This is a genomic window from Bradyrhizobium sp. BTAi1, from assembly GCF_000015165.1.
GTDB lineage: Bacteria > Pseudomonadota > Alphaproteobacteria > Rhizobiales > Xanthobacteraceae > Bradyrhizobium > Bradyrhizobium denitrificans.
In genome coordinates this window covers 6,680,199-6,692,982 of record NC_009485.1, presented here as the reverse complement: position 1 = coordinate 6,692,982, position 12,784 = coordinate 6,680,199, and the positions used below count along the sequence as shown (strand labels likewise).

The window sequence follows — 12,784 nt, the reverse complement described above, 5'->3', positions numbered from 1 at the left end:
CTAGGCTCCTTGGTTGGCCGGCTGCGCCGGAAGCGTCGATGTCTGCGTGCGCGGACGCTTGATCCAGATCGCCAGCCAGGCGGAGAGCACGAACAGCGCCGCTTCGGCGGCGAATACCGTCGCATAGGCGGAGGCGGTCGAGGGCATGAAGTGGCGCGCGGCGTCCGCGGCGGCCGTGCCGACGAAGCCGCCGATGCCGAACGAGATCGCCTGCGAGGCGCCCCACAGCCCCATGCGCGTGCCCTCGCGATTGTCGCGGCCCTCGCTGACCATGTTCATCATCGCGCCGATCGCCGCGATGGCGTAGACGCCGTTGGTGATGCCGAGCAGCAGCACCGAGCCGCGCAGCGGCCATGACGGGCCGACGGTCGCGGCGGTGGCGAGGCTCAGCAGCGCCAGTGCCGAGGCGAGGCAGCCGCCGATGATCCAGGGCTGCGGCCGCGTCCGCCAGTCCGCGCGCAGGCTCGCCAAGGCCGGCATCAGGATCATGCCGATCAGCGCGCCCATGTGCTGCACGGACGAGAGCTGCGTGGTCTGGCCCGGCGTCATGCCGAACACGCTGCCGGCGAACGGCTCCAGGATCAGGTCCTGGGCGCTGTAGGCCAGCATCGAGACGAAGATGAAGATCGCGAAGCGCCGCGCCTGCGGCTCCCGGCAGATCTCGCGGAAATCCTCCATGAAGCCGCCGCGCTCGGCCTTGGCGGCGGACGCCTCGGCGGAGATCTCCGGCTGCTCGATGCCCCAGACGCCGAGCAAAGTCAGCACCATCGCGATCGCCGAAACGGCGCCGGAGACCAGTATCAGCCGCTCGCCGGAGAATGGATCGAGCGCCTTGCCGGCCACGGCCGTGGTCACGATGAAGCCGGCGATCATCATGATCCAGGCGATCGAGGCGGCGGCGCTGCGCCGCTCCGGCGCGGTGCGCTTGGCGAGCAGCACCAGGAGCGAGGTGCCGGCAGCGCCGACGCCGATACCGATCATGATGAAGGCGATCACGGCGACGACCAGGCCGAGCACGAGCTGGCTCGCCATCAGCGCGGTGGCAACGGCCGCGAGCAGGCCGCCGGCCGCGAGCACCGCCATGCCGCCGACGATCCAGGCAAAGCGCCGTCCGCCGACATCGGAGCCGTGGCCGAGCCAGGGCCTGAGCACCTGCATCGCATAATGGATCGCGACCAGCAGGCCGGGGATCATCGCCGGCAGCGCCAGCTCGATGACCATCACGCGGTTCAAGGTCGAGGTCGTCAGCACCACGACCGCGCCGAGCGCAGTCTGGACCAGGCCGAGCCTGACGATGCCGAACCAGGAGAGCGGGGAGGGCGCGGCGCCGATCATGCCGACATCCCCGCCAGCGCAAAGGCCGTGACCAGCATGCCGAGGACATAGAGCAGCACGCCGGTCCCGTTGTACCAGGGCGCAAGCGCGCGCGGGTCGGTCATCAGCCGCCGCATCAGCACCAGCTGGGCCGCGATCAGCACCGCGATGATCGCGGCATGCACCGGGCGGCTCCAGGCCAGGAGCAGCGCGAGCACCGCGATTTGGGCCAGCGCCATGGTGATGCAGGCGAGGCGCGCGGCGCGCTCGGCGCCGAGCAGCACCGGCAGCGAGTTGACGCCGCTGACGCGGTCGCCGCCGATCGACTTGAAGTCGTTCAGGGTCATGATGCCATGGGCGCCGGCGCTATACAGCAGCGCGATCGCGAGCACCTGCCAGGAGGGCGCCTCTGCGCTCATGATCGCAGCGGCCGTGATCCAGGGCAGGCCCTCGTAACACAGGCCGACCGCGCTATTGCCCCACCAGCCGTTCTGCTTCAGCCGGATCGGGGGCGCGCTATAGGCCCACGCCAGCGCAAGCCCGAGCGCCGCTGCGGCGAAGCCCCAGGTGCCGAGCAAAGTGGCGACGCCGAGCGACAGCACGGTCCAGATCAGCGCGACATAGAGGCCCCAGCGCCCGGGAATGCGGCCCGACGGGATCGGCCGGTGCGGCTCGTTGAGCGCATCGACATGGCGGTCGAACCAATCATTGACCGCCTGGCTGGTGGCGCAGACCATCGGTCCGGCCAGCACGAGGCCGGCGACCACGATCGGCCAGCGCGGCGCCAGCGCTGCGCCGGACGAGACGACGCCGCAGCCGAATGCCCAGATCGGCGGAAACCAGGTAATCGGTTTCAACAGCTCGAGAACGGCCGCGGGCTGGATCCGGGGAGCAAGCGGGGCGGGCGCGATCTCGGTCATGGCTGCTCTTCCACTATTCCAACTGGCTGTCTTCTTCGCTCGGCTCGGCGAGGCCGTAGCGCCGCAGCTTGACGTAGAGGCTCTGCCGGCTGAGCCCGAGCATCTCGGCCGCGGTGGCGCGGTTGTCGCCGGTCAGCTTGAGCGCGGTCTCGATGCACATTCGCTCGATCACATCGGTGGTCTCGCGCACGAGCTCTTTCAGCGGCACCCGGCCGATCAGCTCCGCGAGCTGCTCGCGCGAGCGCGGAATGTAGCCGTGGTCGCCGCCGTCGCTGGAGATGCGCGGGCCGACATTGCGGATGGTGAAACCGAGCCGGGCCTGGCCGGGCGCGCCGACCGTGGTGGCGGAAATTTCGACATCGACCGGCGAGCCATGCTCGCCGCGGACGACGCTGGAGAACAGCTTCACGCTGCCGTGCTGGCGCAGATTGGTCAGCATGACCGAGAAATCGATCGCCGACTTGCCGATCCAGCGGTCGATGGTCTCGCCCAGGATCTGATGCATGTTCTCGATCTGGGCGAGTTGCAGGAAGGTGGCGTTGGCGTGCAGCAGTCTGCCGTCCATGTCGGTGATGACGAAGCCGTCGGGCGCCGATTCGACGAACTGCACCAGCTGGGTGTTGACGTCGGACGCCTTGGCGATGGCTGGCTGCGTGGACTGCGGCGAGAACCGCAGCAGGAACAGCGACGACGTATCCTGGCGGAAGAAGGTGCCGTCGAGCAGATATTCGCGGCCGCCGTCGAGCGTGATCTTGGCGCGCTCGATCTTGCCCTGGGAGCGAATCGCCAGCGACAGCGATTGCGACAGCGCGTTGTCGTCGATCAGCAGGGCGTCGGGAAACAGCTTGCCGATCAGATTGGCGGCGCCATGGTCGAGCAGGGCGGCTGCGGCGGGGTTGGCCTCGACGATGCGATGGCTGACCGCGTCGATGATCAGCACCGGCTCGGAGGTGATCTGGAACAGGATCCGATAGCGCGATTCGGCGTTGCGCATGCGCGAGTAGTCGCGCTCGATCGCCACTTGCGCCTCGATCAGCTTCTGCTGGAGCGCGGCGGTGGCGCGGACATCGCGACCGACGGCGATGAAGCGGGCCGCGCCCTTGATCGCCACGACCGCGAACAGGATTGGAATGTCAGGCCCGCGCGCGGCCGGATAACGCACCTCGCGCCAGCGCGACACCTTGCGCTGGGAGGCTTCGGCGAGCAGCAGCTCTGGCTTGGTCTGGCTTTCCTCGGACACTGTTGCTTGCCAGGATCTGCCGATCCACTCGTCTGTGTTTCTCAATTCAAGCGGTAGCCCGGCTTGTTGAAAAGCCAGGTCCTGAATGTTGCCGTCGGCGTCGAGCGCGAGCGCAATGTCGGACGCTGCGGCCACCAGCATGGCCGCGACATCCGCATTGAGATCGCCAAGCGACTCTTTTGGAGCTCTGAACGCCCTCACCAACGCCGTTGTCCTCCCAATCAAGGAGCCCTCGCGCGGCAAGTCTCGTTCCAGCATTCATCTTCACTGCACCCTCAGCTATCGCCGTTCGGTCAGAAGACTGACGACGTGCCGGGCTTGCGAAGCCTCTCTGCTCAGATCGGAGACGACACCGTCGCCGCCGACCAGGAGAACGAGTTCAGGCCGTTCAATAAACGCAGGACCGCAGACCAGCACGCCGATGTCCTGGTTCGAGGACTCGCGCCGGACCATCCTTATGTTTGAGGCGAGATCGTCAAGCTTCTTGTCGCTCGTGGCGAAAAACTCGACGACGTTGAACCATTGCGTGCGAAGCGCCTCGACGAAACCGCGGTCGGTTGTATCGGGCTCGATCCATGTCTCGAAACCGTCGCGACGGAAGAATTCGCTCGCCAGCACGAGGCCGAACATCATGTGGCCCATTTCGCGCCGATCGCCGGGCGCCGTCGTCAACAACACGCGCAGGCCGGTCGGTGCCACGGCGAGCTCGGCGCAGAAGGCCGGGCTGAAATGGCGCAGCAGCTGCTGCAGCCGCCACAGCGCCAGCGTGATGTCGGCGAAATCGCGCTCGTCGTCGGCCCAGAGATGCCGCAGATGGTTCGCGGTCGGCACCAGCAGATCGAGATAGATCCGCTCCAGCGTCTCGCCATGGTCGCGATGCGACTGGATACAGGCGACCGCGCGATCATCATCCGCGTCCAGCACCAGTTCGGCAAAGTCGGCGGCTTCCTGCGCCGAAGCGGTGATGATCGCGGGCACGCGCTCGATGGCTGCGGCGTGGGCCATCACGAGCCGCGGAATGATCTCGGCTTCGATCGCGTCGTTGAGTTGCGGATGACGCGTGCTCTGCAAGGGCACGCTGATGCGCGGCGGCGCCGGCGGGTGAAAGCCGGATTGTCCCCGCTTCGTCCGGAAGCGGGCTCGTGGAAATCGGGCTGTCTCATTGAGCTCGGTCATAAGCGCCTCCCCTCCATATGAGCGCACGTCACTCGTTGCGTCAATATTATTTGACGTCAATTTTGATTGACACTCTTTCTGCCCAGGTCTAGCGTTTCCTCATCGGGCTCGCACTCGGGGATTTGCGATGCGCCACCTGCGAACTGCACAACGTAGCGTTGATCAAACCGAGTGCGGTGCACCAATAATGTCCCTGTGGTTGTCGTCATCGCAGCACCGGGAACTGGTGTTGTCAAATCATCTTTACACATCGTGTGACGCGCAATTCACGTCTGCCGCTGATCCGTCGCTGTGGAGTCAACTCTGCTTCACACCTCGGTCCGCGCCGCGTGCAAAGCGGCAACCGCTTTACACCGCTGAGGAAAAGCGCAGACGCGACGCCACGCCATGGACCCTGGTGCAGGGCGTTCTGGCGCCGCTGCAGTTCCTCGTTTTCTTGATCAGTCTCGGATTGGTGGCGCGCTATCTCGCGACCGGCGAGGGCCTGTGGCTCGCCACCGCCTCGGTCATTCTGAAGACGGCGCTGCTCTACACCATCATGATCACCGGCTCGATCTGGGAACGGGTCGTGTTCGGGCGCTATCTGTTCGCACCGGCCTTCTTCTGGGAGGACGTGTTCTCGATGCTGGTGATCGCGCTGCATACGGCCTATCTCGCCGCGATCATTGGTCACATCGGCACGGCGCAGCAGCAGATGCTGCTGGTGCTCGCCGCCTACGCGGCCTATGCGATCAACGCCACCCAATTCCTGCTCAAGCTGCGCGCGGCGCGCCTGCAGGAGCAGGCGATGGCGCAGGCTGGTGCGGAGCGCGCGTCATGAACGCTCATGCGCAGGCCTGTGCCGTGACATCAGCCGCTTCGCCGGACGGCGTGCTGCGCGAGCGCGGCCAGCGCGAAGTGTTCTGTGGATTGACCGGCATCGTCTGGCTCCACAGGAAAATTCAGGACGCCTTCTTCCTCGTTGTCGGCTCGCGCACCTGCGCGCATCTGATTCAGTCGGCCGCCGGCGTGATGATCTTCGCCGAGCCGCGCTTCGCCACCGCCATCATGGAGGAGCGCGATCTCGCCGGCCTGGTCGACGCCAATGACGAGCTCGACCGCATCGTCACCCAGCTCCTGGCGCGGCGGCCGGAGATCAAGCTGCTGTTCCTGGTCGGCTCCTGCCCGTCGGAGGTGATCAAGCTCGATCTGTCGCGCGCGGCGCTGCGCCTGTCGCAGCGCTTCTCGCCCGGCGTCCGCGTGCTCAACTACTCCGGCAGCGGCATCGAGACGACGTTCACCCAGGGCGAGGATGCCTGCCTCGCATCATTGGTGCCGGTGCTGCCGGCGGCGGATCGCTCGGCGCGGCCGTCGCTGCTCGTGGTCGGCGCGCTGGCGGATGTCGTTGAGGACCAGTTCAAGCGGACCTTCGCCGCGCTCGGCATCGACCAGGTCGCATTCCTGCCGCCGCGGCGCTCGTCGGAACTGCCGGCGATCGGCCCGGAGACACGCGTGCTGCTGGCGCAGCCGTTCCTCGGCGACACCGCGCGCGCGCTGGAGGAGCGCGGCTGCCGCCGCATCGCGGCGCCGTTCCCGCTCGGCGGCGAAGGCACCGCGTTGTGGCTCGCGGCCGCGGCCGACGCCTTCGGCGTCTCGCACGCCCATGTCGAACGGACCATCGCGCCGCTCAAGGCGCGAGCGGAGCGGGCGCTGGCGCGCTATCGCGCGCAGCTCGCCGGCAAGCGCGTGTTCCTGTTTCCGGATTCGCAGATCGAGATCCCGCTGGCGCGTTTCCTGTCGCGCGAGATCGGCATGGAGCTGGTCGAGGTCGGCACGCCCTATCTGCATCGCGATCATCTTGCTTCCGAGCTGGCGCTGCTGCCGGGTGGCACGCAACTCAGCGAGGGCCAGGATGTCGAGCGGCAGCTCGATCGTTGCCGTGACGCGCGTCCCGATCTCGTTGTCTGCGGGCTCGGCCTCGCCAATCCGCTGGAGGCCGAGGGGCTCACGACGAAGTGGTCGATCGAGCTGATCTTCACGCCGATCCAGGGTTTCGAGCAGGCCGGCGATCTCGCCGAGCTGTTCGCGCGGCCGTTGCTGCGCCAAACCAGATTGGCGGTGTGAGATGCAGCTGTCGGTCTGGACATATGAGGGCCCCCCGCATATCGGCGCGATGCGCATCGCGACGGCCATGCGCGACGTGCACTACGTGCTGCATGCGCCGCAGGGCGACACCTACGCTGATCTGCTGTTCACGATGATCGAGCGCCGCGACCGTCGGCCGCCGGTCACCTACACCACGTTCCAGGCGCGCGATCTCGGCGGCGACACGGCTGACCTGTTGCAGAGCGCGGTGCGCGCCGCCTATGAGCGCTTCCAGCCGCAGGCGATGCTGGTCGGCGCGTCCTGCACCGCCGAGCTGATCCAGGACGATCCCGGCGGGCTCGCGCAGGCCTTGAAGCTTCCGATTCCGGTGATCCCGCTCGAACTGCCGGCGTATCAGCGCAAGGAGAATTGGGGCGCCTCGGAAACGTTCTACCGGATTGTACGGGCGTTGGCTGCGTCTTCCGCTGATGGCTCCCCCCGCCGTGAACGGGAGGCGGGCGCTCGTCCAGTCTGCAACCTGCTTGGTCCGACGGCGCTCGGCTTCCGTCACCGCGACGACCTCGCGGAAGTGACCAGGCAGGTTGTGGAGCTCGGCATCGAGATCAACGTCGTCGCGCCCTGGAACGCGACGCCGGCCGATCTCGCCCGCCTGCCGCAGGCCGGTTTCAACATCGTCCTGTATCCCGAGATCGCGCTGACGGCAGCGCAGTGGCTCCACCGCCAGTTCGGCCAGCCCTTTACCCGCACGATTCCGATCGGCGTCGGGGCGACGCGCGACTTCATTGCGGAGGTCGCGGCGCTCGCCGGTGTCGATGCATCGCCGGTCCTGGCGCGCAGCGAGAGCCGCCTGCCATGGTATTCGCGCTCGGTCGACTCGACCTATCTCACCGGCAAGCGCGTCTTCATCTTCGGCGACGCGACTCATGCGGTCGCCGCGGCGCGCGTCGCGACCCAGGAGCTCGGCTTCGAGGTCGTCGGTCTCGGCACCTATGCCCGCGAATTCGCCCGGGAGATCCGCGAGGCTGCGGCCGTCTACGGCGTCGAGCCGTTGATTACCGACGATTACCTGGAGGTCGAAGCCCGCGTCGGCGAGCTGCGGCCGGAACTCGTACTCGGCACGCAGATGGAGCGCCACATCGCCAAGCGGCTCGGCATTCCTTGCGCCGTGATCTCGGCGCCGTGCCATGTGCAGGATTTCCCGGCGCGCTACTCGCCGCAGATGGGCTTTGAAGGCGCCAACGTGCTGTTCGACACCTGGGTGCATCCTTTGATGATGGGCCTGGAGGAGCATCTGCTCGGCATGTTCCGCGAGGACCACGAATTCGCCGATCACGCGCCCTCGCATCTCGGCGCCGCATCCGCCGCGCCGGCACCCGCGCCGTTGCGCGTCGTCGAGACCGTCACCTCGACCGAGCTCGCCTGGGCTTCCGATGCCGAGCGCGAGCTGACCAAGATTCCCTTCTTCGTGCGCGGCAAGGCCCGCCGCAACACCGAACGCTTCGCGCGCGAGCGCAACGTCAATCTGATCACACTCGAGACCTTGTACGATGCCAAAGCGCATTTCGGTCGCTGACGTCACACCCATCCGGGTGGTGATCGTGACGATGGACAGCCATCTCGCCTCGGCTGCCGTGCGCGCGCGCACGACCCTGCAGGCGGAGCTGCCGGGCCTCGATCTGAAGGTTCATGCGGCCGACGAGTGGGGCTGCAATCCGACAGCGCTGGAACATTGCCTTGCCGACATCGCCACCGGCGACATCGTCGTCGCGACCATGCTGTTCATGGAGGATCACATCCAGCCGGTGCTGCCTGCGCTGCAGGCCCGCCGCGACCATTGCGATGCGATGATCGGCTGTCTCTCGGCCGGCGAGGTGGTGCGCCTGACCCGTCTCGGCAAGCTGACGATGGCGGGCTCGGCCACGGGCGTGCTCGGCCTCCTGAAGCGTCTGCGCGGCAGCAGCCGGCCCGGTGGCGCCTCCAGCGGACAAGGCCAGATGAAGATGCTGCAGCGGATGCCGCGGCTGCTGCGCTACATCCCCGGCACCGCGCAGGACCTGCGCGCCTACTTCCTGACGCTGCAATATTGGCTCGCCGGCTCCGAGCAGAATTTTGCGAACATGGTACGCTATCTCGTCGGCCGCTACGCCGACGGTCCGCGCGCCTCGCTGCGCGGCAAGCTGAATGCGGCCGAGCCGGTGACCTATCCGGATGTCGGCCTCTATCATCCGCGGCTGCCGCAGCGGATCGTGGAGCGGGCGGACCAGTTGCCCGCACTGGCGAAGCCGGTCGGCCGCGTCGGCGTGATCCTGATGCGCTCCTATCTGCTCGCCGCCAACACCGCGCATTATGATGGCGTGATCGCGGCACTTGAGGCGCGCGGGCTCACGGTCGTGCCGGTGTTCGCCTGCGGCCTCGATTCGCGCCCGGCGATCGAGGCCTATTTCCAGAAGGACGGCGTCGCGGCCGTCGATGCCGTGGTGTCGCTCACCGGCTTCTCGCTGGTCGGCGGGCCCGCCTACAACGACGCCCGCGCGGCCGAAGAGGTCATGGCCGGGCTCGACGTGCCGCTGATTGCGGCGCATCCGCTCGAATTCCAGACCGTCGAGCAGTGGCACGCCGATGCGCGCGGCCTGACGCCGGTCGAAGCCACCATGATGGTCGCGATCCCCGAGCTCGACGGCGCGGTCGGTCCGACCGTGTTCGGCGGCCGCTCGGCGATGGCCGATGCCGGCCGCGACATGGCCTCGCTGCCGGAGCGCGCGGCCCAACTCGCGGCGCGTGTCGGCCGGCTGGTCGAGCTGCGCCGCTCGGCGCGGGCGGAGCGCAAGATCGCAGCTGTTCTGTTCAACTTCCCGCCGAATGGCGGCGCGGCCGGCACGGCCGCCTATCTGTCGGTGTTCGAGTCCTTGCACAATGTGATGACCTCGCTGCGTGCGGCGGGCTACACGATCGACGTGCCGGCCTCGGTCGATGAGCTGCGTGCGCGGGTGCTGAAGGGCAATGCCGAGCGGTTTGGCACGGCGGCCAATGTCGCGGCGCGCATTCCAGTCGACCAGCATGTGCGGCGCGAGCGGCATCTCGCCGAGATCGAGAAGCAATGGGGCCCGGCGCCCGGCCGCCATCAGAGCGACGGTTCCAGCCTGCTGGTGCTCGGCGAGCAGTTCGGCAACCTGTTCGTCGGCCTGCAGCCCGCCTTCGGCTACGAGGGCGATCCGATGCGGCTCTTGTTCGAGCACAGCTTCGCGCCGACGCATGCGTTCGCGGCGTTCTATCGCTGGCTGCGCGAGGATTTCCGCGCCCACGCGGTGCTGCATTTCGGCACCCATGGCGCGCTCGAGTTCATGCCGGGCAAACAGACCGGCCTGTCGGCCGAGTGCTGGCCGGAGCGGCTGATCGGCGACCTGCCGAACTTCTACATCTATGCGTCGAACAACCCGTCCGAAGGCGCGCTCGCCAAGCGCCGCGGCGGCGCCACGCTGATCAGCTATCTCACGCCGTCGATCACCAGCGCCGGCCTCTACAAGGGGCTTGCCGACCTGAAGTCGTCGCTCGACGCATGGCGCAATCTGTCGCCGGATGCGACCGAGCAGGTGCGCGCGGACAGCGCCGCGCTGATTCAGGCGCAGGCGGCTGCGGTGGATCTCGCCGTCGCCGAGCCGGTCTGGGGCGATGAACGCGACGCGCAGATCGCATCGCTCTCGGCAAGTGTGCTGGAGTTGGAATATTCGCTGATCCCGCACGGCCTGCACGTCGTCGGCTCGCCGCCGCCCGAGGCGCAGCGCGCCGAGCTGCTCGACCTCGCCGGCATCACCGATGTTGGCAAGCGCGCCGAGCTCGACCGGCTGCTGGCGACGGATAGCGAGACACCGGCGATCCTGCACGCGCTCGACGGCGGCTACATTCGTCCAGTGCCGGGCGGCGATCTCTTGCGCAACACCGACGTGCTGCCGACCGGGCGCAACCTGCATGGCTTCGATCCGTTCCGCATTCCCAGCGCCTTCGCGCTCAAGGACGCCGAGCGCCAGGTCGCGCGGCTGCTCGCGCGCCATGCCGGCGAGGGCCATGGGCTGCCGGAGACGATCGCGCTGGTGTTGTGGGGCACTGATAATCTCAAGACCGAGGGGGGCCCGATCGCGCAGGCGCTGTGGCTGATGGGCGCCGAGCCGCGCCACGACTCCTATGGCCGTCTCTGCGGCGCCAGGCTGATCCCGCTGGAGCGGCTCGGCCGCCCGCGCATCGACGTCGTGATCACGCTCTCCGGCATCTTCCGCGACCTGATGCCGCTGCAGACCAGGTTGCTCGCCGAAGCCGCGCTGCTCGCGGCCTCTGCCGACGAGCCAGCCCAGGCCAACTATGTGCGCAAGCACGCGCTCGCCTTCCAGGCCGCCCACGGCGGCGAGCTCGCGGATGCGGCGCTGCGCGTGTTCGGCAATGCCGAGGGCGCCTATGGCGCCAATGTGAACCAGCTGATCGACTGCGGCGCATGGACCGACGAGGACGAACTCGCTGACGTCTACACGCGGCGCAAGGGATTTGCCTACGGCACCGACGGGCGCCCCGTACGCCGCGATGCGCTGCTCGGCCATGTGCTCGCCGGCGTCGATGCCGCCTATCAGAACGTCGATTCGGTTGAGCTCGGCGTCACCACCATCGATCATTATTTCGATACGCTTGGCGGCATCAGCCGCGCGGTGAAGCGCGCCAAGGGCGAGGCGGCGCCGGTCTATATTGGCGACCAGACCCGCGGCGAGGGCACGGTGCGCACGCTGTCGGAGCAGGTCGCGCTGGAGACGCGCACGCGCACGCTCAATCCGAAATGGTACGAGGCGCTGCTCGCCCATGGCTATGAGGGCGTGCGCCAGATCGAATCGCACGTCACCAACACGGTCGGCTGGTCGGCCACCACGGGCCAGGTTGCACCCTGGGTCTATCAGCAGATCACCACGACCTTCGTGCTCGACCCCGCGATGCGCGAGCGGCTCGCCTCGCTCAATCCGGCTGCGTCGGCGAAGATCGCCAACCGCCTGATCGAGGCGCATGAGCGCAATTACTGGACCCCGGACCCCGACATGCTCGACGTGCTGCGCAAGGCCGGTGAAGAGCTCGAAGATCGCCTCGAAGGCGTAGGAGTTGCCGCATGAACGTGACCTTGAGACCGCCGCTGACAACCGCGCCGCGACGCCCCGATGGCGCCGGCAGCGTCCAGGTGCAGCTCGATCCGAACGTCGTCATCGGCACCGCCAAGGTGTTCTCGGTGTATGGCAAGGGTGGCATCGGCAAGAGCACGACGTCGTCGAACCTTTCGGTCGCGCTGTCCAAGCTCGGCAAGCGCGTGCTGCAGATCGGCTGCGATCCCAAGCACGACTCCACCTTCACGCTGACCAAGCGGCTGGTGCCCACGGTCATCGACATCCTCGAGCAGGTCAACTTCCACGCCGAGGAGCTGCGCCCCGAGGACTTCGTCTATCAGGGCTACAATGGCGTGATGTGCGTGGAGGCGGGCGGTCCGCCGGCCGGCACCGGCTGCGGCGGCTATGTCGTTGGCCAGACGGTGAAGCTGCTCAAGGAGCACCATCTGCTCGAGGACACCGATGTGGTGATCTTCGACGTGCTCGGCGACGTCGTCTGCGGTGGCTTCGCTGCCCCCCTGCAGCATGCCGACCGCGCGCTGATCGTGGCCGCGAACGATTTCGACTCGATCTTTGCGATGAACCGCATCGTGGCGGCAATCCAGGCCAAGTCGCGCAACTATCCGGTGCGGCTCGGCGGCGTCATCGCCAACCGCAGCGCCGCCACCGACCAGATCGACAAGTTCAACGAGCGTGCCGGCCTGAAGACGGTGGCGCACTTTCCCGATCTCGACGTCATCCGCAAGAGCCGGCTGAAGAAGTGCACGCTGTTCGAGATGGAGCCCTCGCCCGACGTCGAGCGCGCCCAGAACGAGTATCTGCGCCTCGCGGCGTCGCTGCTCGCCGGCGTCGAGCCGATGCAGGCGGTGCCGCTCAAGGACCGCGACATCTTTGATCTCCTTGGCTTCGATTGAGTGGGG

9 protein-coding genes are annotated in these 12,784 nt (G+C 67.5%); 5 read left to right on the top strand and 4 right to left on the bottom strand.

Annotation, left to right across the window (positions count from 1 at the left end; genetic code table 11):
• The 4 genes from BBTA_RS30090 to BBTA_RS30075 all read right to left on the bottom strand — a co-directional run bounded on the left by BBTA_RS30090 (position 1) and on the right by BBTA_RS30075 (position 4,650).
• Positions 1–1,335 (bottom strand): BCD family MFS transporter, encoded by a 1,335-nt coding sequence (locus tag BBTA_RS30090; protein WP_012046274.1) that lies wholly within the window; start codon positions 1,333–1,335, stop codon positions 1–3.
• On the bottom strand, positions 1,332–2,234 hold the full coding sequence (gene chlG, locus BBTA_RS30085; protein WP_012046273.1) for a chlorophyll synthase ChlG: 903 nt from the start codon (positions 2,232–2,234) through the stop codon (positions 1,332–1,334). The genes BBTA_RS30090 and chlG overlap by 4 nt, the downstream gene beginning before the upstream one ends.
• 13 nt (positions 2,235–2,247) lie before the next feature.
• Positions 2,248–3,615: a transcriptional regulator PpsR gene (gene ppsR, locus BBTA_RS30080; RefSeq protein ID WP_210263960.1), complete on the bottom strand. Its 1,368-nt coding sequence runs from the start codon at positions 3,613–3,615 to the stop codon at positions 2,248–2,250.
• 138 nt (positions 3,616–3,753) lie between these two features.
• Positions 3,754–4,650, bottom strand: coding sequence for a B12-binding domain-containing protein (locus tag BBTA_RS30075; RefSeq protein WP_012046271.1), 897 nt, complete (start codon positions 4,648–4,650; stop codon positions 3,754–3,756).
• A 229-nt stretch (positions 4,651–4,879) separates the two neighbouring features.
• On the opposite strand from BBTA_RS30075, the gene bchF reads away from it, so the two are divergent.
• Genes bchF through bchL form a run of 5 tightly spaced genes read left to right on the top strand, consistent with a single transcriptional unit; the run spans position 4,880 to position 12,778 of the window.
• The gene (bchF, locus tag BBTA_RS30070; RefSeq protein WP_041751675.1) at positions 4,880–5,470 is read left to right on the top strand and encodes a 2-vinyl bacteriochlorophyllide hydratase; all 591 of its coding nucleotides are present in this window, start codon (positions 4,880–4,882) and stop codon (positions 5,468–5,470) included.
• Complete coding sequence (locus BBTA_RS30065) at positions 5,467–6,753, top strand: ferredoxin:protochlorophyllide reductase (ATP-dependent) subunit N (protein ID WP_012046268.1); 1,287 nt, start codon at positions 5,467–5,469, stop codon at positions 6,751–6,753. Before bchF ends, BBTA_RS30065 begins: the two co-directional genes overlap by 4 nt.
• Before the next feature lies 1 nt (position 6,754).
• A complete protein-coding gene (bchB, locus tag BBTA_RS30060; protein WP_012046267.1) occupies positions 6,755–8,308 on the top strand; it encodes a ferredoxin:protochlorophyllide reductase (ATP-dependent) subunit B in 1,554 nt (517 codons plus the stop codon).
• Complete coding sequence (locus BBTA_RS30055) at positions 8,283–11,876, top strand: magnesium chelatase subunit H (protein WP_012046266.1); 3,594 nt, start codon at positions 8,283–8,285, stop codon at positions 11,874–11,876. The genes bchB and BBTA_RS30055 overlap by 26 nt, the downstream gene beginning before the upstream one ends.
• A complete protein-coding gene (gene bchL, locus BBTA_RS30050; RefSeq protein ID WP_012046265.1) occupies positions 11,873–12,778 on the top strand; it encodes a ferredoxin:protochlorophyllide reductase (ATP-dependent) iron-sulfur ATP-binding protein in 906 nt (301 codons plus the stop codon). The genes BBTA_RS30055 and bchL overlap by 4 nt, the downstream gene beginning before the upstream one ends.
• Positions 12,779–12,784 lie beyond the last annotated feature (6 nt).

Bases quoted from the DNA above. Each gene is read 5' to 3' on its own strand.
- ppsR (WP_210263960.1), bottom strand. From the start codon at position 3,615: ATGCTGGTGGCCGCAGCGTCCGACATTGCGCTCGCGCTCGACGCCGAC.
- BBTA_RS30090 (WP_012046274.1), bottom strand. From the start codon at position 1,335: ATGATCGGCGCCGCGCCCTCCCCGCTCTCCTGGTTCGGCATCGTCAGG.
- bchB (WP_012046267.1), top strand. From the start codon at position 6,755: ATGCAGCTGTCGGTCTGGACATATGAGGGCCCCCCGCATATCGGCGCG.
- BBTA_RS30065 (WP_012046268.1), top strand. From the start codon at position 5,467: ATGAACGCTCATGCGCAGGCCTGTGCCGTGACATCAGCCGCTTCGCCG.
- chlG (WP_012046273.1), bottom strand. From the start codon at position 2,234: ATGACCGAGATCGCGCCCGCCCCGCTTGCTCCCCGGATCCAGCCCGCG.
- BBTA_RS30055 (WP_012046266.1), top strand. From the start codon at position 8,283: ATGCCAAAGCGCATTTCGGTCGCTGACGTCACACCCATCCGGGTGGTG.
- bchL (WP_012046265.1), top strand. From the start codon at position 11,873: ATGAACGTGACCTTGAGACCGCCGCTGACAACCGCGCCGCGACGCCCC.
- BBTA_RS30075 (WP_012046271.1), bottom strand. From the start codon at position 4,650: ATGACCGAGCTCAATGAGACAGCCCGATTTCCACGAGCCCGCTTCCGG.